This is a genomic window from Kitasatospora purpeofusca, assembly GCF_000718025.1.
GTDB lineage: Bacteria > Actinomycetota > Actinomycetes > Streptomycetales > Streptomycetaceae > Kitasatospora > Kitasatospora purpeofusca.
The window spans coordinates 207,451-229,802 of the sequence record NZ_JODS01000001.1 but is presented as its reverse complement, the minus strand read 5'-3'; the positions used below and the strand labels follow the sequence as shown (position 1 = coordinate 229,802).

Sequence of the window (22,352 nt, the reverse complement as noted above, 5' to 3'; positions counted from 1 at the left end):
TACCGGCGCCGGGGTGCGCGCTGAACCGCCGGCTCCACCTGGCACTGGAGGCCGCCGACATGGTCGCCGTCGGCGCGGTCCGCCACCGGCTGCGCGCCGCGCTCGGCCACTGGGGCGTGCCCGAGCTGGCCGACACGGCCGAGCTGCTCACCTCCGAGCTGGTCACCAACGCGCTGCAGCACACCGGCCGGGGAGCGGTCTTCGACGCGGTGCTCACCGGCGACCAGCGGCTGCGGATCGAGGTCCAGGACGGCGAGGCCGGACTCCCCGGCCGCCGGCGCGACCCGGACGCGGAGTACGCCACCTCCGGCCGGGGGCTGATGCTGGTCGAGGCGCTCGCCGACTCCTGGGGCGTGCAGCTGCGCGGCGACGGCAAGGTCACCTGGTTCGAACTCGCCACCGCCGAACTCTGAGTTCCCGGCCCACCGTTTGTCGCACGAGCACTGTTCGCCACCGAACGATGCCCGTAAGTGAAGGCGATCGGCAAGATTTCCGGCCCGTTGCCATTGCCGCTCGGCCGAACATTGGCCAGGATGGTGGGAATGTGTGCCCACGAGCGAGAAGCGGCGGGAAACTCCTACCGTCTCGACCGATGACCGCCCGTCGGCGCGCGACCGTCGAGCACCACCCATCACACCGCCACGCGGCCCGTCCGGACGGTCGGCGCGGTCCGCCACGGCAGCGGCAGGAGCAGCATGCCCACAGAGCCCGAGTCACCGGGGCCGGCCCTCCCGTCCGGTCCACCCACGACCGGCTCCGGACGAGCCAGGCCCCCCGCGCAGGCGGCCCGGCGGCACGCGCTGCGCACCGCTCCCGGCCTCGCCGCCGGCCGGCTCGCGCCGATGCTCTCCGGCGGCCTGCCGCTCTCCCCGGGCGACTCCACGCCGGACTGGCTGGAGCCGGCGATGGCGGCCAACGGCATCGGCTCCTTCGACTGGGACATCCGCCGCGACATCCTCGAGGGTGACCAGCGGGCCTGCACCATCGTCGGCCTGGACTCCGCCGAGAAGGGCCGCTTCGACCGCACCTCCGCCTCCTTCCTGTCGCTGCTCCACCCCGAGGACGCCCCCGTGGTGCGCCGCCGGGTCGAGCGCGCCGTCGCCGAGCTCGGCCAGTGCGGCGCCTACTACCGGACGGTCGGCCCGCACGGCACCACCCGCGCCGTCCGCTTCCGCGGCCGGGTCCTCGCCGACGCCTTCGGCCGGGCCTCCCGGATGGTCGGCTTCGTCTGGGACGCCACCGTCGAGCTGCACAAACGCGACCGCGCCGACCGGATGGCCCTGCTGCGCGAGGAGCGCTCCCGCTTCATCAAGGAGGCCGCCCGGGCGCTCTCGGAGGCGGTCACCGTACGCGACGTGGCCCGGGTCTTCACCGAGCTGCCGCTGCCCGGCCTGCCGCCGGACGGCCTCGTGCTGGCCTCCTTCGAGGCCGGCCGGGTGCAGATCCTCGGCGCCTCCGGCTACCGGCCCGAGGAGCTGGCCGGGTACGACCGCTCGGTGCTGCCGCCGAGCCACCCCGCCGCCGAGGCGCTGCGGGGCCGCGCCCCGGTGTTCTGCGCCAGCCGCGAGGAGTACCGCGAGCGCTACCCGGACGTCTGGGAGCAGGCCCGCCGCACCAGCCGCAGCTCCTGGGCGTTCCTGCCGCTGGTCGCCAGCGGCCGGGCGATCGGCGTCTGCGTGGTCAGCTTCGACGACGACCGCCAGCTGGACGCCGACGAGCGCACCCTGCTCTCCACCCTCGGCGGCCTGGTCGCCCAGTCCCTGGCCAGGGCCCGGCTGCACGACGCCGAGCACGAGCTGGCGGCCGGCCTGCAGCGGGTGATGCTGCCGCGCACCGTGCCGTCCGTACCCGGGGTCACCACCGCCGTCCGCTACCTCGCGGCCGGCTCCGGGCTCCAGATCGGCGGCGACTGGTACGACGTGGTGCCGCTGCCCGGCGGGCACGTCGGCCTGGTGATCGGCGACGTCCAGGGCCACGACGTGCACGCCGCCGGGATCATGGGCCAGCTGCGGATCGCCCTGCGCGCCTACGCCGCCGAGGGCCACCCGCCCGCCGCCGTGATGGCCCGGGCCTCCCGCTTCCTCGCCGACCTGGACACCGACCACTTCGCCACCTGCACCTACGCCGAGGTGAACGTCGACTACGGCGTCGTGTACGCGGTGCGGGCCGGCCACCTCGACCCGGTGGTGCGGCGCGCCGACGGCACCGCGAGCACCGTGCCGGTGGCCGGCGGCCTCCCGCTCGGCATCGCCCCCGACGAGGAGTACCGGGTCACCCGGTTCAGCCTGGACCCGGGCGAGACGGTGCTGCTCTGTACCGACGGCCTGGTCGAGGCCCGCGGGATGGACCTCGACGAGGGCATCGCGCGACTCACCTCGGTGCTGGCCGAGCCGCTCGCGGACGCCGCCCGGACCGGCCGCGACCCGCTGGAGGAGCTGGCCGACCGGATCGCCTCGCAGGCCGCCGACGACAGCGAGCGCGAGGACGACATAGCGCTGCTGGTGCTGCGCTGGGACGGCCCCGAGGGCGGGCTGGCCGCCCAGCAGCTGCGCCGCCGGATCGGGCAGGCCGACCTGGCCCGGATCGCCGAGGTCCGGGCGGAGCTGCGGGACGCGCTGCGCCGCTGGGGCGTCGCCGAGCTGATCGACACCGCCGAGCTGCTCTCCTCCGAGCTGGTCACCAACGCGATCCGGCACACCGACCGGGACGCGATGTTCACCGCCCGGCTCTACCGGGAGCCGGCCGCGGACGGCGGCCGGGCCCGGCTCCGGGTCGAGGTGGAGGACGAGTCGGACCTCTGGCCGACCCGCCGCACGCCGGGGGAGCAGGCCTCCTCCGGGCGCGGGCTGATGCTGGTCGAGGCGCTGGCCGACGGGTGGGGCGTGGAGCCCCGGGGGTCGGGCAAGCGGATGTGGTTCGAGCTCACGGTGGCGACGGCGGAGTGACGCCCGGGGTGTGACGTCCAGGTGTGACGTCGGGGGTGTGACGTCGGGGCGGGCGGCCCCCGGGGTGTGGTGCCCGGGGGCCCTGCGACGGCCTCGGTGCCGGCCTCGGCCTCGTGTCAGCCTCGGCCCCGGCCTCAGCCGAACTGCTGCTCGAGGTCCTTCAGCTTGCGCTCCAGCGAGTCCAGCCGGGGCAGTGCCACGGTGTCGTCGTCGGGCGTGAGGTCGATGGTGCGCCGTTCGGGACGGGCCGGCAGGCCCGCCTGTGCGACCGCTCCCTCCACGGCCTCGGCCCGTCCCGGTGGCTCGACCGCGGGCCGGTCGGGGCCGCCGGGACCGCCCGTGCCGCCCGTTATGGCGGACTCCGGGCCGGGCTCCAGCTGCCGGGACGACGCCCCGGACCCGCCGCCGCGCGGGCGCCAGACGCTGTGGGTGCGGTTGATGGCCCTGATCTCGGCCCGCTCGCGGCGACCCGCGAGTTTGCGGCGCTCCTTCTCCCTGGCGTTCTCGCGCTTGTCCTCGCGGACCTCGTCGACCGCCTCCTCCAGGCTCCGCACGCCCTCCAGCAGCATCAGCGACCAGGCCGCGTAGGTCTCGCGCGGGGCGCGCAGCCAGCGGACGATCCGGATCTGCGGCAGTGGACGGGGGACCAGGCCCTGTTCGCGCAGCGCGGCCCGGCGGGTCTGCTTGAGGGCCCGGTCGAACAGCACGGCGGCCGAGAGGGACATCCCCGCGAAGAACTGCGGCGCGCCGGCGTGGCCGAAACCGCGCGGGGCGTGCACCCAGTTGAACCAGGCCGAGGCGCCGGCGAACAGCCAGACCAGCAGCCGGGAGCCGAGCGCGGCGTCGCCGTGGCTGGCCTCGCGCACGGCGAGCACGGAGCAGAACATCGCCGCCCCGTCCAGGCCGAACGGCACCAGGTACTCCCAGCCGCCGGACAGGTTGAGGTTCTGCACCCCGAACCCGACCAGGCCGTGGAAGGAGAGCGCGGCGGCGACGGCCGCGCAGCAGAACAGCAGGGTGTACGAGGCCCCGCCGTACAGGGACTCCTTGCGGCGGCGCCGTTCCTCGGAACGCTCCCAGGAATCGGCGGCGGTCCCGCCGCCGGATCCCCGGCTCCGGGCCAGGGCCACCAGGAGCGCGCTGACCAGCAGCGCGGCAACGCCGGTGACGGCCCAACCGAGCGGTATGTCGGACAATTTCATCGCCTGGACCAGCCTCGCTTTCCTGCGTCGCAAATTCCTGCGTCGTGATGGCGGGGACCATCATGACGGATGCTCGGCCGGAGAATGGCTGATTCGCTGTCAATGCGCTGACGAGAGGGATTTCTGGCGAGGGATAAGTCGCATTGTCATATTGATTTCAACGGGGAATTCCCGTGTTTCCGGGGGTCGCGGCCCGGCCGGGCCCCGCACCGTCGTCCACCTCCGTCAACCCCGCGTGACCCGGGGACAGCCGGCGCACATCGCCTCGGCCCGGGCGGTGTAGACGAGGCAGCAGCTGGCCCGGCACCGGTCGGAGCGTTCGCTGCCGCCGGACGCGGGGGCGGTGAAGCCGGCGCCCGGCGTGAAGGGCGCGCACTCCGGCGCCGGGCGGGCAGCCCGTGGCTCCGTCGGTCCGGACGCCCCGGACACGCCGGGCGCGAACAGTGCGGCGAGCTCCGTCCGGGCGCGCTCCTCCTCGCCGAGCAGGCCCCCGGCGTACCAGAGGCCCTCGACCACCGCGTCGGTGGCCATCGCCCACAGGGTGCGCGGGCCGCGCCGCACCTCGGGGCGGAAGGCGTCCAGCACCGGGGTGAGGAAGTCCGCCAGCGCCGAGCGGAGCCCGGCGGCCAGGGCCGCCTCGTCGGGCACCGTGCGGGCACTCGGCGGGGGTGGCGCGGTCGTTGTGCTCGGGGCCGCCGGATCGTCCGGCAGGCAGAGGAAGGCGCCCGGGCGGACCGTCAGTTCGCCGGTGCGGCGGCGGAGCGCGATGTCGCCGGGCGCGAGCAGCGGCACCCGGCGCTCCAGGAACCACGGCAGGGTGAACAGCAGCGCGACCGGCCAGACGAACCGGTGCAGCCCGATGCCCGCCGCCACGTCGGGGCGCAGCGGCCGCCCGTAACGGGCCAGGCCCTGCCGGGCGTCGTGCGAGATCAGCTCGCGCAGCGCCGCCGGCCGGGCCACCAGGTCGGCCCCCGCGAGCCAGCCCCGGCCGCTGCGGGGCGGGGCGCAGCGCACCCGGAGGGCGGGGAGCACCTGGCCGAGCCGCCGGTACGCGGCCGGGCCGGCGGCGGTGGCGTGCCCGGCGGTGCCGTGCCCGGTGGTGCCGCGGACGGTGGTGGCGGTGCTGTGGGCGGTGGTGAAGGCGGCGGTGGCCGGGCCGGCGGGTCCGGTGCCGGGACCGGGCCGTCCGACGGCCGTCGCCACGGGGGTGGGCCGGGTGCTGTGCGCGCTCATGGTGGGCCCCATCGGGTCGACCGGACGCGCCGGACCGCCCGGTCCGCGCCCGGGCCGGGGCCCGCCCGCCGCCGGCGCGCCCGGTGTGGCGGGGCGCGCCGTGGCGCCGTCGCGCCGTACGTCCGGACCCGGCCGGCCGGGGCTCGGCGGAGCCCGGGAACGGCAAGGCGAACCTGGCCGGGGCACTGCTCGACCCGGCCAGGTTAGGGTCACCTTAGCTGATCGGGTCCCCCGCCTGCCTCCCGATGCGTCCGTCCGGGGGAGCGCCCGGCGCGCGCCCCGCGCCCAGCTGGCGTGCGAGCCACACCGGCACGCCCCCGAGCGCCTGCACCAGTCTGGTCGCCTCCGCCCGCAGCCGGGTGGCCTCCTCGGGCTCGGACACCTCGGCCAGCGCCGCCAGCGCCGGGGCCACCCCGACCGTGAAGCCCAGCTGCTCGCGCAGCCGCAGCGACGCGTCGAAGCCCTCCCGGGCCCGCTCGTGGTCCCCGGCGGCCAGCGCCAGCGCGGCCAGGTGCCGCCAGGTCGACGAGCGCAGCAGTTCGTCGCCGCGCTCGCCCGCGCCGTCGTGGGCCCGGCGGTAGGCGATCCAGGCCGCCGTCGGGTCGCGGAGCAGGTTCTCCGCCACGAGTCCCCGGCGGAAGTCCAGCAGCGGCCGGCCCGGCGCGTCCGGCGGCAGCAGCGCCGAGGTGCGGCCGAGCGCGGCCTGCGCCTCGTCGAGACGGTCGCGGGCGCCCAGCACACTGGCCACGTACGCCAGGAAGCCCCGGGCGCAGGCCGCCGCCGCGCGCTGCTCGGTGGTGGTCACGGTGGCCTCGGCCAGTCGTAGCGCCTGCTCCGCCTGGTTCCAGTGGGCGGCGGTGAACAGGCACTGCTCGATCAGGAGTTCGGCCCTGATCAGTGCCACCGCCGGGTCGCGTTCGGCGGCCGGCCGCAGTAGGTCGGCGGCCTCCCGCCAGCACGCCCGGGACCGCAGCCGCCATACGGTGTCCCCCGGCTCCGGTGGCGCTGTGCGCCCCGGTGCGTCCTGACCGTTCGGGCCCCATCCGTGCTCCGACAACGCCACCTCCTTGTGTGCGCCATCCAGCAGGACGCGGGCCCTCCCCGTCCGTGGCACGACACACCACAGGCCCGCGTTGTGGCGGCAATTCAACACGGGGGCGAGCTTGTGCACCAGATCACGAGCGGAGGTTGTTGCGCGCGGCCGGGTTTTCGTCTAAACGATCAGCGGCCGGTCGGTCGGGGCCCGAACGAGGCCTCAGGACGTCCAGCCGGTCTCCATCAGGGCCTCGGCGGCGCCGTTCGCGGGCTGCGGCACACCCGCCAGGTCCAGGCTGAACAGGGCCACCAGCAGCTGTTCGCCGCGCACCGTGGCCTGATGCGAATAGCCCGCAAGAGTGAACATCGCGGCGGCCATCTCCTCCGCGTGCAGGGTCTGCAGCCACAGGCACTCGACCGACTTCACGTCCGCCGGCTCGGTCCAGGTGTCCACCTGCGCGACCATCCGGCTGCCCAGCAGGGTCACCCCGTCGCGCTCCTGGGCCTCCGTCAGTTCGAGGTCGTCGAAGCCCAGCCACTCCAGGTAGCGGGCGGCGGTGAACACCGCGTCCTGCGAGGTCCGCACCGGGTGCGGGCGGAACGGCGCGCGGCGCCGCCACTGCGCGGCCTGCCCGCCGGACCCGGTGGCCGGCGGCGCCGCGGCGGGCGGAGCGTCCAGGGAGTGCGCGGGGCGGGCCGGGTGCGGGTGGGAGGTCCGCGGTCCGGCGGTGGCACCCAGCGGGCCGGCCGCCGCCCCGCCGCCCAGCCGGGTCGTCCGGTCCACCGGGAGCCGCACGGTGGCACCGCAGTTGCAGGTGAACTCGGGCTGCGGCCACTGGTCGGAGCGGCCGCAGTGCGGACAGCGCATGCTCAGCCAGGAGTCCTCCCACGACCGGAACCGCACCTGCACCGGCACCCCGCCGCGCAGCAGCGGCACCTTCAGCGAGGCGCCGCACGGGCACGGCAGCGACGGCGGCTCGTAGAGGTGCTCCCGCCGGCAGGCGGGGCAGCGGATCGCCCGGGCGCCACCCGCCGCCCCCGGGCCGCGCCCGGCCGGGTCGTGTCCGGTGAAGTCGTCGGGCAGTCCGGCCATCGCGGGGTACCGTCCGTTCGAATCGGGGGCGGAGTGACGTGTCCCATGCTCCCCGAAACCCGGGAGGTGCGGCGCGGAATGCGGCAATCCTCAGGGACGAATCAGGGGTGCGCGCCCGAACCCTCGCCGGTGAGGAGGAGGGCGGTCCCCCTCGGGCGGGAGTCCCCTCCCCGCCGGGGCGGGACGCCGGCGGTCCGGTGCCGGGCGGGTGTCATCCCGCGCCCCAGCGGGCGAGGTCGGCGGGCGTGTCCAGGTCGTCCGGGGAGGCGACGTCGCCGCACTCGACCGGGACCAGTTCCGCGGCGTGCGCCGCCAGCAGGGCCCGGGCCCCGGCGTCCCCCCGCGCGCCCGCCGCCGCCTCGGCGAGGTACCCGGCGCCGATCAGCACCGGGTGCCCGCGCCGCCCCCCGTACGTCGCCGCGGCCAGACCGGCCCCGGCCCGGTGCGCGGCCAGCAGCCGGGCCACCGCGGCCGCTCCCACCCCCGGTGTGTCCACCAGCATCACCAGCACCGCCGAGGAGCCGGCGGGCAGCGCGGCCAGACCGGCCCGCAGCGAGGAGCCCATGCCGCCCTCCCAGTCCGGGTTGGCCACCAGCCGGCAGCCCGGCAGATGGGCGGTGGACCGCACCCGCTCCCGGTCCGCGCCCAGCACCACCGTCACCTCCCGGCAGCCGCCCGCCCTGGCCGCCGCCGCGGCGTGCTCCACCAGCGGCCGCCCCCGGTACGGCAGCAGCGCCTTCGGTCGTCCGCCCAACCGGCGCCCGCCCCCGGCCGCCAGCACCAGCGCGGTGACCGCGTCCCTCTGTTCCATGGGCCCAGCCTGCCCGGCCCGACGGCCGGGGCACAGTCCCGCCGCCGGGTGTTGGACGATCGCACTAGCGGGGGCGGCGGCGGGCTGCCGCGCCCCGGCGGTTCGGCCGCTGGTGCTCCCGTCGCAGGGCCCCTGTACTGGGCGGATGAGCAGCGCGTCGAGGAACAGTGCGTCGAGGAACAGTGCGTCCGGCACCACCGTGCCGGGGACGGCCGCCGTCGAGCCGGACCGCGCCGTCACGGGGCGACCCGGGGCGCCGCACCCCCTGGTGGACCGGTACGGGCGGGTGCACACCGATCTGCGGGTGTCGCTGACCGACCGGTGCAATCTGCGCTGCACCTACTGCATGCCCGCCGAGGGGCTGGACTGGCTGCCCCGGGCCGAGGTGCTGAGCGACGACGAGGTGGTCCGCCTGGTGCGGATCGCCGTCCGCCGGCTCGGCATCACGTCGGTGCGCCTGACCGGCGGCGAACCGCTGTTGCGGCGCGGACTGCCCGCCCTGGTCGGGCGGATCGCCGAGCTCGGGGCGGAGGTGTCGCTGACCACCAACGGCATCGGCCTGGCCAGGACCGCCGAGGCGCTGCGTGCGGCCGGACTGCACCGGGTGAACGTCAGCCTGGACACCCTGAGCCCCGAGCGGTACGCCGCGCTCACCCGCCGGGACCGGCTCGCCGACGTACTGGCCGGGCTGGCCGCCGCCCACGCGGCCGGGCTCGCGCCGGTGAAGGTGAACGCGGTGCCGGTGCGCGGGGTCAACGACGACGAACTGGCCGAGCTGCTCGGCTTCGCCGTCCGGCACGGCTACCGGATGCGCTTCATCGAGTCGATGCCGCTGGACGCGCAGGGCGCCTGGGACCGCGAGCGGATGGTCACCGCGGACGAGATCCTGGCCCGCCTCGGCGAGCGCTTCGACCTGCACCCGGTCGGCCGCTCCGGCAACGCCCCGGCCGAGGAGTGGCGGATCGCCGGGACGGACGCGGTGGTGGGCGTGATCGCCTCCGTCACCCGCCCGTTCTGCGGCGGGTGCGACCGGGTGCGGCTCACCGCCGACGGGCAGTTGCGCAACTGCCTGTTCGCCACCGAGGAGTCCGACCTGCGCGCGCTGCTGCGCGACGGCGCCGACGACGACCGGGTGGAGGCCGCCTGGCGGGCCACCATCGCCCGCAAGGGCCCCGGCCACGCCATCGGCGGCGCGGACTTCGTCCGGCCGGCCCGTCCGATGTCGGCCATCGGAGGCTGACTGTCCGTCAGGGGCGTTCACTGGAGCGCGGATCGGCGGCCGACCGGGCGAAGTGCGTGCGGTAGGCGCGCGGGGTCATGCCGATCCGCCGCAGCAGGTGGCCGCGCAGCGAGTCGGCGGTGACGAAGCCGGTCCTGGCGGCGACCCGGTCCACCGCCAGATCGGTGGACTCCAGCAACTCACGGGCCTGCTCCAGGCGTTGGGTGAGCAGCCAGTGCAGCGGCGTGGTGCCCGTCTCGGCCCGGAAGCGGCGGTTGAGGGTGCGGACGCTCACCCCCGCGTGCGCGGCCAGGTCGGCCAGCGCGAGCGGCTCGGCCAGCCGGGCCAGCGCCCAGGCCCGGGTGGCGGCGAGCGAACTGCCGTCCGCGCCGGCGACCGGGGTCGGCAGGATCTGCGCCCGGCCGCCCTCGCGGACCTCCGAGAGCGCCGCCAGCCGGGCCACGGCGTTGGCCGTCGCCGCGCCGTGGTCGGTCCGCACCATGTGCAGGCACAGGTCGATGCCGGCGGTCAGCCCGGCCGAGGTGAGTACCGGGCCGTCGTCGACGAACAGCGCCTGCGGGAGCACCCGCACCTTGGGGAAGCGGTGCTCCAGGGCGCCCGCCTGCACCCAGTAGGTGGTGGCGCTGTGCCCGTCCAGCAGTCCGGCCTGGGCCAGGACGAAGGCCCCGGTGCAGATCGAGGCCATCCGCGCGCCCCGGTCCGCCGCCGTGCGCAGGGCGGTGAGGATCCGTTCGTCGGCGTCGGCGCGGGAGGCGGACCCGGTGACGAGGACGGTGTCGGCCTCGGCGATCGCCTCCAGGCCGTGCGGGACGACCACCTGGAGGCTGCCGGTGGTGGTCACCGGGCCCGGTTCGGCGGTGCAGATCCGCACCCGGTACAGCGGGTCGCCGTCCAGTTCGGCGGAGCCGAAGACGAGGTCGGGAATGGTGAGGTCGAAGGCGGTCACCGGGGGCACCGCGACCACCGCGATCCGGTGGACGCCGGTCGGCCGGGCGGCGGTCGGCCTGGTGGCAGCCGGTCGGGAGTCGGCCGCAGGCCCGGTCGGGGCCGGTCGGGTGGTGCGGGGCATGGCCAGAACCTCCGGAACCTTGGCAGCCCGGGCCCTGCCGTGCGGCCGGGTCCCGAAGGAGAGTTGATCACGGCGCCGACGCCCCGGCGCCACCCACCCCAACGGCAGCCCGGGAGCTCCCATGTCCTTCCACGTCGTCACCGGCGCCGGCCCGACCGGCACCGCCACCGCCCTGCTCCTCGCCGGCTCCGGTGAACAGGTCCGGCTGGTCACCCGGCGCGGCACCGGCCCCGAGCACCCCGGCATCGAGCGGATCGCCGCCGACGCCGCCGACGCCGACGCCCTCACCGCGCTGGCCGGGGGCGCGCTGTCGCTGGTCAACTGCGCGGCCCCGCCGTACCACCGCTGGCTCACCGAGTTCCCGCCGCTCGCCGCCGGGCTGCTGACCGCCGCCGAACGGACCGGCGCGGGCTACGTGATGCTCGGCAACCTGTACGGCTACGGACCGGTCGACGGCCCGCTCACCGAGGACCTGCCCGCCGCCCCGACCAGCCGCAAGGGCACGCTGCGGGCGGCCCTGTGGGCGGAGGCGCTCGCCGCGCACCGGGCGGGCCGGGCGCGCGTCACCGAGGTCAGGGCCAGCGACTTCCTCGGCCGGGGCGCGACCTCGCTGTTCGGCTTCACGGTGGTACCCGCCGTGCTGGCCGGCGAGCCGGTCGGCTACCCCGCCGACCTGGACGCGCCGCACAGCTGGAGCCACCTCGGCGACGTGGCCGCCACCCTGGTCGCCGCCGCCCGCAACGAGGCCTCCTGGGGCCGGGCCTGGCACGTGCCCAGCACCAGCGAGGCCCCGGCCCGCGAGGTGGCCCGGCGGCTGGCGGCGGCGGCCGGGGCGCCGGAGCCCGTGCTCACCGCCGTCGCGCCGGCCGAACTGGTGCAGCTGGGGGACGAGATCCTCGCCGAGGTCGAGGAGATGGCCTACCTGTACGACCGGCCGCTGCGGCTGGACTCGACGCGCACCGAGGAGGTGCTCGGGGTGACGGCGACGCCGTTCGAGGAGGTGCTCGAGGAGATCGTCCGCGGCGCGCGGTCGTAGTGCGGCCGTAGCGGGGGCGGGGCGGCGCCCTGTGTGAGCTTCGCCATGATCGAAATGCTCCGGGTTGTGGTGGCTTGACCGGGTGCGGGCGGGCTGGTCTGCTGGTGCGCCGTCAGCCGCCCACCCATCCGGGGAGTCCACCGTGCCCGCCCGTCGCACCGTCCTGTCGGCCGCCGCCGTCTTCCTGATATCCACCCTGGCGCTGAGCGGTTGCTCCGGCGCCACGCCGCGCAGCGAGGACGCCGCGCCCGCCGGCGCCGTCGGCCCCGGCACCAGTCCGCTGGACAACCCGGACGGCACCAAGCCCGGTCTGGCGCCGTTGACTTCGCCCGAGGAGCAGAAGGCGGGCCGGGAGCTGATCGCCAAGGTCGCCACCGCCGCGACCGGCCCCAAGGACGGCTACGACCGCAACGAGTTCGGCCCCGCCTGGACCGACAGCGTGGACGGCGTGCCCGGCGGCCGCAACAACTGCGACACCCGCAACGACCTGCTGGCCCGCGACGGTTCGGCGGTCGAGCACAAGGACGGCTCGAAGTGTGTGGTCACCGCGATGACCATCCTCGACCCGTACACCGGGAAGACCGTGCGCTGGAGCAAGCAGCAGGCGTCGAAGATCCAGATCGACCATGTGATGCCGCTGTCCTACGACTGGCAGATGGGCGCGAGCGGGTGGGACAAGGCCAAGCGCGTCCGGATCGCCAACGACCCGCTGAACCTCGTCCCCGCCGACGGCTCGCAGAACGCCTCCAAGGGTGACTCCGGCCCGTCCGCCTGGCTGCCCGCCGACCCGCGGATACGGTGCTCGTACGCCGTCCGCTTCGCACAGGTGTCGCTGAAGTACCAACTGCCCGTCACCGAGGCCGACAAGAAGGCGATGCTGCAGCAGTGCGGCGGCTGACGCCCCGTCGAGGGGGTGGGGCGCCGTCGATGGTGTGATCGTCGGGTGATATTCGTGTGCGGTGCATTCGACGATCACCCGACTCTCGCGACGCGCCCTGCCCGCCGTCGCCGCAGCCGCCCTGCTGGCCTCCTGCACCAGCACCGGCGGCTCCACCGACGCGGCCTCCACCGCCGCCCCGGCCACCGCTTCGGCCCCGGCCTCCACGGACCCGGCCGCCCCCGCGCCCACCCCGACCGCCACCCCGACGCCGACCCCGACCGTGAAGCCGACCGGCCAGGCGGACCCGGCGCTCCAGGCCTTCTACGGCCAGAAGCTCGCCTGGGCGGCCTGCAAGGACGACCCGGCCACCACGAAGACCGACGAGTCGGCGGTCCAGTGCGCGACCCTCAAGGTCCCGCTGGACTACGCCGATCCGTCCTCCGGGGAGACCCTGGACGTCGCGGTCGCCCGGATCCCGGCCGCCCGGCCCGAGCAGCGGACCGGCTCGCTGCTGGTCAACCCCGGCGGCCCCGGCGGTACCGGCGTCGGCATGGTCCAGCGCGGCCAGAAGGACTACGACGGCCCGCTGCACGACCACTTCGACGTCGTCGGCTTCGACCCGCGCGGCGTCGGCGGCACCAGCCCGGTCAAGTGCCTGGACGACAAGGCCCGGGACGCCTGGATCAGCACCGACGCTCCCGGCGCGGACCACGGCAAGCTGCTCGCCGACGCCTGCCAGGCCAAGTACGCCAAGCTGCTGCCCTTCGTCGGCACCCGGAACACCGCCCGCGACATGGACGTGCTGCGCGGCGCGCTCGGCGACCCCAAGCTCAACTACATGGGCCTGTCCTACGGGACCTACCTCGGCAGCGTCTACGCCGAGGAGTTCCCGGACCGGACCGGCCGGCTCGTCCTGGACGGGGCCAGCGACAGGTCGACCAGCCTGGTGCAGCACAACATCGAGCAGTACATCGGCTTCGAGCGGTCGTTCAAGCTGTTCGCGACCGGGTGCGTCACCAAGTCGCCCTGCCCGCTGGGCAAGGACCCGGAGGCGGCGCCCAAGAAGCTCGCCGACTTCCTCGACGGCCTCAAGGACAAGCCGCTCACCACCACCGACGGCCGCAAGGTGACCGCCACCGCGGCCTGGAACGGCGTGATCGACAGCCTCAACGACGAGCAGTCCTACGCCGACCTGCGGACCGTCCTCACGATGGCCATGAACCAGGGCAAGGGCGACTACCTGATGGGCCTCGCCGACGGTGCGACCGGCCGCGACCAGAAGGGCGGGTACAAGGTCTCGGCCGACGCCTACACCGCCGTGCACTGCGCGGACACCGTGATGGCCCCGACCGAGGCCGAGCTGCAGGCACAGCTCGCCGAGCTCGCCGCCAAGGCTCCGCTGGTCACCGCCCACAACCCGGCGGCGGCGCTGTTCGACCCGGACTGCCGGAGCTGGCCGTTCCGTTCGGCCGAGAAGCCGCACCCGATCAAGGCCGAGGGCAGCGCGCCGATCGTGGTGGTCGGTTCCACCGGCGACGCGGCCACCCCGTACGCCTGGTCCGAGCGACTGGCCGGATCGCTCGCCCAGGGCGTGCTGCTCACCCGCGAGGGCGAGGGCCACACCGCGTACGGCCGCAGCGCGTGCATCCGGGACGCCGTGCACTCCTACCTCGTCGACGGCACCGTGCCGGCCGCCGGGACGCGCTGCGCGACCGACCCCGCACGCTGAGTCGGGGCCGAGCCGGGGCCGAGCCGGGCCGAGTCGGGGCTGAGCCGGGGCGACGGAGGGCGGGGCGCCGTCGGCGGGGTGATCGTCGGGTGATATTCGTGTGCGGTGGACTCGATGACGACCCGGCTCTCGCGACGCGCCCTGCCCGCCGTCGCCGCGGCGGTGCTGCTGGCGGCCTGTACCGGCGGCGGAGGCGGTAGCACCGGTGCGGGCGCCTCCGGCGCCTCCGCCGAGGCGGGCGTCGCGGCGGCGGAGGCCGCGCAGTCGGCCCCGGACCCGGCGCTCCGGTCGTACTACGGCCAGAAGCTCGCCTGGACGGCCTGCAAGGACGCCCCGAGGACCGAGGGGGTCGACCCGGCATCCGTGCGGTGCGCGACCCTCAAGGTGCCGCTGGACTACGCCGACCCGGCCGGCGCCACCCTCGACGTGGCGGTGGCCCGGGTCGGCGCCGCCAAGCCCGCGCAGCGGACCGGGTCGCTCGTGATCAACCCGGGCGGGCCGGGCAACAGCGGCGTCGACGCGGTCCTCTTCGGCCAGCGCGACTACGACGGTCCGCTGCGCGACCACTACGACATCGTCGGCTTCGACCCCCGGGCCACCGGCCGCACCACCCCGGTCAACTGCCTGGACGACAGGACCCGGGACAGCTGGATCACCACCGACACCCCCGGGCCCGAGCACGGCAAGCTGCTCGCGGACGCCTGCCGGGCGAAGTACGGCAAGCTGCTGGAACACCTCGGCACCCGCGACACCGCCCGCGACATGGACGTGCTGCGCGCCGCGCTCGGCGACCGGAAGCTCACCTACCTCGGCCTGTCCTACGGCACCTACCTGGGCAGTCTCTACGCCGAGGAGTTCCCGGACCGGGTCGGCCGGCTCGTCCTGGACGGCGCGATCGACCCGGCCAAGCCGATCGCCGAGACCAACATCGAGCAGTACGCGGGCTTCGACCGCTCGCTGCGCGCCTTCGCCGCCCACTGCGCCCAGCAGTCGCCGTGCCCGTTCGGCACCGACCGGGACAAGGCGGCCGGTCGGGCCGCCGACTTCCTCGACGGGTTGAAGCGCAAGCCGCTCACCACCACCGACGGCCGGGTCCTCACCTCCTCCGCCGCCTGGGCGGGCGTGATGGACGTCCTCTACGGCGACGAGGGCGGCTGGGACGGCCTGGCCGCCGCCATCGACCGGGCCATGAACCAGGGCGACGGCGACTACCTGCTCGCCTACGCCGACTCCTACAACAAGCGTGGCGAGGAAGGCCGTTACGGCGCCGCCGCCGACGCCTACACGGCGATCTACTGCGCCGACGGGGCCACCGACGTCCCGACCGGGGACGCACTGCGGGACGCCTACGCCCGGATGGCCGCCAGGGCCCCGCTGATCAGCCGGCACGAGCCGGCGGCGACGCTGTTCGACCCGGACTGCCGCAGCTGGCCGTTCCGTTCGCCGGAGAAGGCACACCCGATCGCCTCGAAGGCCGCGACGCCGATCGTGGTGGTCGGCTCCACCGGCGACGCGGCGACCTCGTACGCCAACGCCCAGCAGCTGGTCGCCCAGCTGGGCAACGCGGTGCTGCTCACCCGGGAGGGCGAGGGGCACACCGGCTACGGGCACAGCGCCTGTGTCCGGGCGGCGGTGGGTGCCTACCTGGTCGACGGCACCGTGCCGGCCGCCGGGACGCGCTGCGCGAGCGACCGGGGGTAGCGGGCGGACCGACGGCGGGGCGCGCCAAGGTGAACATCCTCGGGGCGCCCCGCCGTTGTGCGTTCAGGTCCGGCCGGTCAGGAGGTGGGCGGCTCGGTCAGGTCGTAGAAGGTCGACCCGCCGACCGTGCGGGCGGAGTAGTGCGCCTCCACCCACGCCTCGATCCGGGCGGTCTGGGACTGCGAGGACTCGCCGCCGGGACCGTTCGCGCCGTTCACCGTGTTCGCCCCGGCCGTCTCCCCGCCGCCGAAGCCGCGCGAGCCGCCGCCGATGAACCAGTGCACCTTGCCGTCCCGCACGTACTGCTGGAAGCCTTCCAGGCTGAGTGACGGGTCACTGCTGTTGAAGCCGCCGAGGGCCATCACCGGGACGTCGGAGGCGAGTTGGTAGCTGGCGGCGTTCTGCGAGCCCGAGGTCGCGGCGGCCCAGCGGTACTGGTCGGCGTCCTGCTTCAGCAGGGCGGCCGCCTCGTCGCTCACCCGGGTGCCGTTCAGCAGCCCGTTCATCCCGCCGGGGCCGCCCTGTCCGCCCTGACCGCCGGGGCCGCCCTGACCGCCGCCGTTGCCGTTGGGGACCCGGCCGGTGCCCCGGCCGCCGTCCTGCTGCGGGAAGCCGGGGACGCCCTGGCCGCCGCCCTGGCCACCACCCTGACCGCCGTCCTGCTGGGGTGTCACCGTCCGGCCGTTGAGCCACAGCGTCGGCCCGTCGCCGCCCGCACCGGGCCCCCGCATGCCGCCGGGGCCGAAGCCGCCCGCCACCGAGGGCCCGGCCAGCACGATCGAGCCCTGGTGCGGGGTGCCGACCGTCTCCAGCGCGTACGCGGCCGGACCGCCCAGCGCCGCCGCCGCGCCCACCAGGCCCGCCACGGCGGTCACCCGCCCGGCGATCCGCCGCGCCCCGGCGCGCCCGTCGGCCGGGGCGCCGGTCGGGGCGTCCGCCGGAGCACCGCCGGGGGCGGCGGTCGCGAGCCGGGCCCCCAGGGGGCCGGCCACCAGCAGTGCCACCGCCGCGAGCAGTCCGCCGGCCAGTACCGTCGGACGCAGCCACGGCTGGAAGCCGGAGCTCCGCCCGAGCAGCACGTACGCCCACACCGCCGTCACGGCGAGCGTCGCCGCCAGCACCGCCGCGTACGGCAGCCGGTGCCGGGCCCGCCACAGCCCGTCCACGCCCATGCCGACCAGTGCGGCGACCGCCGGGGCCAGCGCCACCGTGTAGTACTGGTGGAAGATCCCGGACATGAAGCTGAAGGTCAGCGCGGTGCACAGGAGCCAGCCGCCCCAGACCAGGAAGGCCGCGCGGGCCGTGTCCGTCCGGGCGTGGCGCCGGGTCGCCCACAGGCCGAGCACCAGCAGGATCAGCGCGGCGGGCAGCAGCCAGGCGATCTGCCCGCCGATGTCGCCGTCGAACAGCCGGGTGATGCCGGTCTCGCCCCAGCCACCACCGCCGCGGCCGGGCCCTCCGGCGGGCACGCCGCCGGGGCCGTTGCCGAAGATCACCTCGGCCCCGGCCGGGATGCGGCCCCGGCCGCCGCCGACGCTGCCGGTCTCGTCGCCGTTGAGCCGCCCCAGGCCGTTGTAGCCGAAGGTGAGGGAGAGGAAGCTGTTGTCCTGCGAGCCGCCGATGTACGGGCGCGCCGACGCCGGGACCAGTTCGACGACCGCGACCCACCAGCCGCCCGCGACCACCATCGCCAGTCCGCCGGCCAGCAGTTGCCGGACCCGCCGCCACAGCCCGGTCGGCGCCACCACCAGGTAGATCAGCACGAAGGCCGGCAGCACCAGGAACGCCTGCAGGGTCTTGGTGAGGAAGGCCAGACCGAGCATCACCCCGGTGAACACCAGCCAGCGGGTGCCCGCGGCCTCGATCGCCCGGACCAGCCCGTAGGCGGCCAGGGTGAGCAGCAGGACCAGCAGCGCGTCCGGGTTGTTGAAGCGGAACATCAGCGCCGCCACCGGCGTCAGCGCGAAGGCGAGGCCGGCCAGCAGTCCGGCGAGCGGCGAGAAGCGCCGGCGCACCGTCGCGTACAGGGTGGCGGTCGTGCCGACGGCCATCAGCGCCTGCGGGGCCAGTACCGACCAGGAGGAGAGACCGAAGACCCGGGCCGAGAGCGCCATCGGCCACAGGGCGAGCGGGGGCTTGTCGACGGTGATGAAGTTCCCGGCGTCCGAGGAGCCGTAGAAGAAGGCCTTCCAGCTCCGGCTGCCCGCCTGGGCGGCGGCGGAGTAGAAGGAGTTGGCCCAGCCGGAGGCGGAGAGTCCCCAGAGGTAGAGGACGGCGGTGGCCGCCAGCAGGGCGAGCAGCGAGGGCCGGACCCAGCGCGGGTCGTCCGGGCGTCCCCGCCAGGTCCGGGCCGGCAGGGTGCGCAGCCGTCCGGCCCAGGAGGCCGGGCCCTTGGGGCCGGTGGGCGGGAGCGGGAACTCCGGGAACAGCGGCGGGTGGGCGGGCCGCCCGGGTGCCGTCCCCTCCGGCGCGGAGGCGGGCGGCAGCAGTGGGGGCGGGAAGTCCCCGGCCTCCGGCCAGGGCTCGCCGGCCGGCGGGGTGAGGCTGGTCGTGGTCATGGGCGCTACGCTCGGGCGCCCGGCTGAGAGAACGGTGAGACCCGGGTATGAGCCGTCTGTGATCCTCGTTCTCCCTGGTCGGGAGGCTGCTCCGGGGTGACCCGGTTGCGCCGGTCGGGGCGCCGCTACGCCGGCTGGGGCATCGTCAGGTGCTTGCCGAGCCACTCCAGCGCGGGCGGGATCTCCCTGGTCCAGGTGTGGAAGTTGTGGCCGCCGGTGTCGAGGGTGATGGTGGACAGCTTGGTCGGTGCCTTGAACGCGCCGACCATCGCCTGGGTGCCCTCGTAGTTGTTCTCGTCGTAGCTGGTGGCGAGCAGCAGCGCGACCGGCTCGGCGGGCTTGTTCCGCAGCCGCCAGACCAGGTCGTTCTCCTGCTTCAGCCGGTCGTTGCCCGCGAACAGGTCGCCGGTGGTCTCGTCGATCGGCGCGGTGTAGTAGCCGGAGAGCGAGATCGCGGACCGGTACGCGTCCGGCTTGCGCAGCGCGAACTTGAGGGCGCAGTAGCCGCCGGTGGAGTTGCCGATGACAGCGCGGTTGGCCGGGTCGGTGCCGATCCGGTAGCCGGCGGACAGCGCATTGGGCAGGTCGCTGGTGAAGAAGGTCTCGACCTGCGGCCCGCCGGGGACGTCCATGCACTCGGTGTCGCGGTTGCCGACCAGTGTCGGGCGCATCAGCACCAGGACGGTCGGCGGCAGCTTCTTCTCCTCGATGGCGGTGAGGGCGGAGGCCGGGTACTGCATCAGCGTGATGAGCTTCTCCGCCGAGCCCGGGTACCCGGCCAGGACCAGGGCCATCGGGAACTTGCTCTGCGCGTACTCGGGCTGGAAGTACTGCGGCGGGAGGTAGACGAAGGCGTCGCTGCTCAGACCGCTCCGGGTGCCGCGGACCGAGACCTCCTGGATCACCCCGGAGCGGTCGCGGGCCGAGCCCTGCGCCGAGTACATGTTCTTCTCCCCGGTGACGGAGAGGGTGGCGGCCGCGTTCGGCTGGTGGTCGACGACGGTGCCGGGCTTGCCGTTGGTGCCGAGCAGGTCGCTCCAGGAGCTGTAGAAGCCGAAGTAGCCGTTGGCGATCAGCCCCATCGCGACCAGCACCGCGAGCTGGGTGGCGAGGAAGGCGCCGACCCGCCCCGTCCAGGCCTTCCAGCCGTGTCCGCCGAACTTCGGCCAGAGCCACATGGTGGCGGCGAAGACGCCGACCGCGAGCACGGCGGCGATGATCTGGAGCGGGAGTCCCGTGAGGCTGAGCACCCGTCGATCGTAGTTGACCCGCCCTGCCCCTCCGTGCGCCCCTTTATGCGCCCCATATACGCTTCGACGCGCTGCAAGTGCGCCCTGTTGACCGCCTCTTGTCGGGTCGGGATCATGTCGGCGGGGACGAGCAGACTGCACGGAGCGTGCATGAGAGAGCACCGAGAGAACATCCGGGGGAACGCCATGAGGTCCTTCATCAAGGTCGGCACGGCGGTCGGCGCCGCAATGCTGCTGGCTGCCTGCTCCGGGGGCAGCGACGGCGGATCGGGCAGCGGCGGCAGCAGTTCGGCGGCGTCGAGCCCGTCGGACGGCTTCAGCGCGCTGCCCGCGCCGACCTACACACCGACACCCACGCCCACGCCGACGCCCACGCCGTACGGGCCGGTCCTGGCCGGCTACGTCGACCCGGTCAGCACCGCGCTCGGCAAGATCAACCCGGCGGCCGACCTGGCCGGCTTCATGGCCAGTCTCCAGGAGGCGGCCGGCGCCGCGAACTCCGCGAGCAGCGGCCTCGGGCTGAGCACCACCCCGGTCGCCGTCGGCACCACCAAGCGCCAACTTGTGACGGCGCTCTCGCAACTCGCGACCGACCTCACCAAGATCCGGACGGACATCAAGGCGAAGTCCTTCTGCACCACCGGCTCCGCCTTCGCCCAGGTCGGCCTCTCGGAGGGCCTCAAGGCCATCCCCGGCGCCCTCGCCGAGATGACCGCCGCCGGCTACACCACCAACTTCGCCGTCCCGCAGACCCCGCAGCAGCAGACCCGGAGCCTGGACAACGGCGCCTTCGTCACCAAGGGCAAGCTGCGCGGCGAGGGCGAGCTGAACATCGACAACGCGGAGGGCACCACCGACTCCGTCGTCACGCTCTCCAAGACCGGCAAGGCCGTCCACTCGCTGTACGTCGGCAAGGGGAAGAAGGCCTCGATCAAGGGCATCGAGGACGGCACCTACGACGTGTTCTTCTCCGACGGCATCGACTGGGACCCGTCGCTGAAGATGTTCACCCAGGACTGCAGCTACACCAAGTTCGACGAGACGCTGGCCTTCGAGACCGGCAAGACCTACTCGATCTGGTCGATCACGCTGACCGCGAAGGTCGGCGGCAACGCGAAGACCAGCGACGTGGACGAGCAGAACTTCCCGCAGCCGTAGCGTCCCCGTTCGCCCGGGACCCGTTCGCGCGGGCCCCGGGCGGCCCCACGGGTGACGTTCGCGCGGGTCGCCGGCCACCGGACCGGGCCCGCGCGGGCGCCCTGCCGATACTGCGGGCATGAGACCCTCCCGCAGGAGCGCCCTGCTGCGCCTCGCCACCGTCACCGCCGTCTCCGCGCTCCTCGCCCTGGGCGTCCCGGCCACCGCCGTCGGCGGTGCCACCGGGACCGGCGGGGACGGCACCGGCCCCGAGCACCGCCGGCCCTGCGTCGGCACCCCGCCGCCCACCGGCGGCCCGGCGCTCGACGTGCTCAAGGTCGCCGAGCGGGCCAAGGACGAACTGGGCCTCGAATCGGTGATCGTGAAGGTCACCGCCGACGGCCGCGAACTCCTCACCACCGCGCTCGGCGAGTCGATGACCGGCGTCCCGGCCCGGCCCGACATGCACTTCCGCAACGGCAACATCGCGATCAGCTACCTGGGGACGGCCCTGCTGCGGCTGGTCGACGAGGGCGTCGTCGGCCTCGACGAGCCGGTCGCGCGCTGGCTGCCCGACCTGCCGCGCGGCGACCGGACCACCCTGCGGATGCTCGGCGCCTCGACCAGCGGCCTGGTCGACTACGTCACCACCCCCGGCTTCGGCGAGACCGTCTACGCCGACCCGTTCCGGCAGTGGACGCCCGAGGAACTCGTCGACATCTCGACCCGTCAGGACCCCTGGTACCGGCCGGGCGAGAGCTGGAGCTACTCGCACGCCAACTTCGTGCTGCTCGGGGCCGCGCTGGAGAGGATCACCGGGACCAGGCTGGACCACCTGCTCCAGCAGAAGGTGCTCGGCCCGCTCGGCCTGCACGAGACGGCGAACAGCTTCACCCCGGACATTCCGACACCGGTCCTGCACGCCTTCACCTCCGACCGGGGCCGGTACGAGGAGTCCACCTTCTGGAACCCCTCCTGGACCACCGCCCCCGGTGCGGTGCAGACCACCGACATCTGCGACCTGGCGAGCTCGGCCGCGGGCGTCGGCTCGGGCGAACTGCTCTCCCCGGCCGGCTACCGCGAACTGCTGAACCCGGGGACGGTGGGCCTCGGCGGGGCGACCGGGAAGTGCCCGGACACGGTCTGCATCCCGCAGACGGAGGCCACCCACTACGGGATGGGCGTGCTGGTGCTGAACGACTGGATCTCCCAGCACCCGCTGTTCTTCGGCTACTCCGCCTCCCAGGACTACCTGCCGTGCGAGCACCTGGCGATCGCCGTCTCCACCACCGACGGGCCGCACGCGTCCGGCGGGCACAGCGCCCACACCGTCGCCCAGCGCATCGCCGCCGTGCTGGCCCCCGAGCACCCGATCCCCGACTTCGGCTGAGCCGCGGTCCGGGCGGCCCGCCTCCGGTGGGCCGCCCGCGGTC

Annotated in this window: 17 protein-coding genes; 9 read left to right on the top strand and 8 right to left on the bottom strand. The window is 75.0% G+C overall.

Annotation, left to right across the window (positions count from 1 at the left end; all coding sequences use genetic code 11):
- The first annotated feature begins 59 nt into the window (after nt 1-59).
- Both IF01_RS0101045 and IF01_RS0101040 read left to right on the top strand, forming a co-directional pair.
- Nucleotides 60-413 (top strand): ATP-binding protein, encoded by a 354-nt coding sequence (locus tag IF01_RS0101045; RefSeq protein WP_030391272.1) that lies wholly within the window; start codon nt 60-62, stop codon nt 411-413.
- Nucleotides 414-695: 282 nt separating this feature from the next.
- The gene (locus tag IF01_RS0101040; protein WP_051741945.1) at nt 696-2,945 is read left to right on the top strand and encodes a SpoIIE family protein phosphatase; all 2,250 of its coding nucleotides are present in this window, start codon (nt 696-698) and stop codon (nt 2,943-2,945) included.
- 134 nt (nt 2,946-3,079) lie between these two features.
- On the opposite strand, the gene IF01_RS0101035 is transcribed toward IF01_RS0101040, so the two are convergent.
- The 5 genes from IF01_RS0101035 to IF01_RS0101015 all read right to left on the bottom strand — a co-directional run bounded on the left by IF01_RS0101035 (nt 3,080) and on the right by IF01_RS0101015 (nt 8,319).
- Nucleotides 3,080-4,147: a DUF2637 domain-containing protein gene (locus tag IF01_RS0101035; protein ID WP_030391270.1), complete on the bottom strand. Its 1,068-nt coding sequence runs from the start codon at nt 4,145-4,147 to the stop codon at nt 3,080-3,082.
- 225 nt (nt 4,148-4,372) lie between these two features.
- Nucleotides 4,373-5,380 carry a (2Fe-2S)-binding protein gene (locus tag IF01_RS0101030; RefSeq protein ID WP_106981180.1) on the bottom strand — a complete coding sequence of 336 codons (1,008 nt, stop codon included), beginning with the start codon at nt 5,378-5,380 and terminating at the stop codon, nt 4,373-4,375.
- Between the two features lie 214 nt (nt 5,381-5,594).
- Nucleotides 5,595-6,437: a hypothetical protein gene (locus IF01_RS0101025; protein WP_375340964.1), complete on the bottom strand. Its 843-nt coding sequence runs from the start codon at nt 6,435-6,437 to the stop codon at nt 5,595-5,597.
- A gap of 198 nt (nt 6,438-6,635) precedes the next feature.
- Complete coding sequence (locus IF01_RS0101020; RefSeq protein ID WP_082558706.1) at nt 6,636-7,508, bottom strand: hypothetical protein; 873 nt, start codon at nt 7,506-7,508, stop codon at nt 6,636-6,638.
- 211 nt (nt 7,509-7,719) lie between these two features.
- Nucleotides 7,720-8,319 (bottom strand): nucleotidyltransferase family protein, encoded by a 600-nt coding sequence (locus tag IF01_RS0101015; protein ID WP_030391266.1) that lies wholly within the window; start codon nt 8,317-8,319, stop codon nt 7,720-7,722.
- A 145-nt stretch (nt 8,320-8,464) separates the two neighbouring features.
- On the opposite strand from IF01_RS0101015, the gene moaA reads away from it, so the two are divergent.
- Nucleotides 8,465-9,559 carry a GTP 3',8-cyclase MoaA gene (gene moaA / locus IF01_RS0101010; protein ID WP_078879556.1) on the top strand — a complete coding sequence of 365 codons (1,095 nt, stop codon included), beginning with the start codon at nt 8,465-8,467 and terminating at the stop codon, nt 9,557-9,559.
- 7 nt (nt 9,560-9,566) lie between these two features.
- Here moaA and IF01_RS0101005 read toward each other — a convergent pair whose 3' ends face one another.
- Nucleotides 9,567-10,628 carry a GlxA family transcriptional regulator gene (locus tag IF01_RS0101005; RefSeq protein WP_078879555.1) on the bottom strand — a complete coding sequence of 354 codons (1,062 nt, stop codon included), beginning with the start codon at nt 10,626-10,628 and terminating at the stop codon, nt 9,567-9,569.
- A gap of 121 nt (nt 10,629-10,749) precedes the next feature.
- On the opposite strand from IF01_RS0101005, the gene IF01_RS0101000 reads away from it, so the two are divergent.
- From IF01_RS0101000 to IF01_RS0100985, 4 genes are all read left to right on the top strand, one after another.
- Nucleotides 10,750-11,664 (top strand): NAD-dependent epimerase/dehydratase family protein, encoded by a 915-nt coding sequence (locus IF01_RS0101000; RefSeq protein ID WP_030391263.1) that lies wholly within the window; start codon nt 10,750-10,752, stop codon nt 11,662-11,664.
- Nucleotides 11,665-11,806: 142 nt separating this feature from the next.
- Nucleotides 11,807-12,562, top strand: coding sequence for an HNH endonuclease family protein (locus tag IF01_RS0100995; protein WP_030391262.1), 756 nt, complete (start codon nt 11,807-11,809; stop codon nt 12,560-12,562).
- Between the two features lie 61 nt (nt 12,563-12,623).
- Entirely contained in the window at nt 12,624-14,273 is a 1,650-nt protein-coding gene (locus IF01_RS0100990) for an alpha/beta hydrolase (protein ID WP_051754797.1), read from the top strand.
- Between the two features lie 114 nt (nt 14,274-14,387).
- Nucleotides 14,388-15,974, top strand: coding sequence for an alpha/beta hydrolase (locus IF01_RS0100985; protein ID WP_030391260.1), 1,587 nt, complete (start codon nt 14,388-14,390; stop codon nt 15,972-15,974).
- Nucleotides 15,975-16,051: 77 nt separating this feature from the next.
- Here the strand turns inward: IF01_RS0100985 and IF01_RS0100980 are convergent, their stop codons facing one another.
- A complete protein-coding gene (locus IF01_RS0100980) occupies nt 16,052-18,532 on the bottom strand; it encodes an ArnT family glycosyltransferase (RefSeq protein WP_030391259.1) in 2,481 nt (826 codons plus the stop codon).
- A 125-nt stretch (nt 18,533-18,657) separates the two neighbouring features.
- Nucleotides 18,658-19,782: an alpha/beta hydrolase gene (locus tag IF01_RS0100975; protein WP_030391258.1), complete on the bottom strand. Its 1,125-nt coding sequence runs from the start codon at nt 19,780-19,782 to the stop codon at nt 18,658-18,660.
- A 150-nt stretch (nt 19,783-19,932) separates the two neighbouring features.
- On the opposite strand from IF01_RS0100975, the gene IF01_RS0100970 reads away from it, so the two are divergent.
- Nucleotides 19,933-20,940, top strand: a complete 1,008-nt coding sequence (locus tag IF01_RS0100970; RefSeq protein WP_149030489.1) for a hypothetical protein — start codon at nt 19,933-19,935, stop codon at nt 20,938-20,940.
- Between the two features lie 118 nt (nt 20,941-21,058).
- Complete coding sequence (locus IF01_RS0100965) at nt 21,059-22,309, top strand: serine hydrolase domain-containing protein (protein ID WP_037778606.1); 1,251 nt, start codon at nt 21,059-21,061, stop codon at nt 22,307-22,309.
- The last annotated feature ends 43 nt before the right edge of the window (nt 22,310-22,352 follow it).

Excerpts from the sequence above, each read along its gene's own strand:
- IF01_RS0101030 (WP_106981180.1), bottom strand. The coding sequence starts at position 5,380 with ATGAGCGCGCACAGCACCCGGCCCACCCCCGTGGCGACGGCCGTCGGA.
- IF01_RS0100970 (WP_149030489.1), top strand. The coding sequence starts at position 19,933 with ATGAGAGAGCACCGAGAGAACATCCGGGGGAACGCCATGAGGTCCTTC.
- IF01_RS0101045 (WP_030391272.1), top strand. The coding sequence starts at position 60 with ATGGTCGCCGTCGGCGCGGTCCGCCACCGGCTGCGCGCCGCGCTCGGC.
- IF01_RS0101015 (WP_030391266.1), bottom strand. The coding sequence starts at position 8,319 with ATGGAACAGAGGGACGCGGTCACCGCGCTGGTGCTGGCGGCCGGGGGC.
- IF01_RS0101000 (WP_030391263.1), top strand. The coding sequence starts at position 10,750 with ATGTCCTTCCACGTCGTCACCGGCGCCGGCCCGACCGGCACCGCCACC.
- IF01_RS0101020 (WP_082558706.1), bottom strand. The coding sequence starts at position 7,508 with ATGGCCGGACTGCCCGACGACTTCACCGGACACGACCCGGCCGGGCGC.
- IF01_RS0101040 (WP_051741945.1), top strand. The coding sequence starts at position 696 with ATGCCCACAGAGCCCGAGTCACCGGGGCCGGCCCTCCCGTCCGGTCCA.
- IF01_RS0100980 (WP_030391259.1), bottom strand. The coding sequence starts at position 18,532 with ATGACCACGACCAGCCTCACCCCGCCGGCCGGCGAGCCCTGGCCGGAG.
- moaA (WP_078879556.1), top strand. The coding sequence starts at position 8,465 with ATGAGCAGCGCGTCGAGGAACAGTGCGTCGAGGAACAGTGCGTCCGGC.
- IF01_RS0101035 (WP_030391270.1), bottom strand. The coding sequence starts at position 4,147 with ATGAAATTGTCCGACATACCGCTCGGTTGGGCCGTCACCGGCGTTGCC.
- IF01_RS0100985 (WP_030391260.1), top strand. The coding sequence starts at position 14,388 with ATGACGACCCGGCTCTCGCGACGCGCCCTGCCCGCCGTCGCCGCGGCG.
- IF01_RS0100965 (WP_037778606.1), top strand. The coding sequence starts at position 21,059 with ATGAGACCCTCCCGCAGGAGCGCCCTGCTGCGCCTCGCCACCGTCACC.
- IF01_RS0101005 (WP_078879555.1), bottom strand. The coding sequence starts at position 10,628 with ATGCCCCGCACCACCCGACCGGCCCCGACCGGGCCTGCGGCCGACTCC.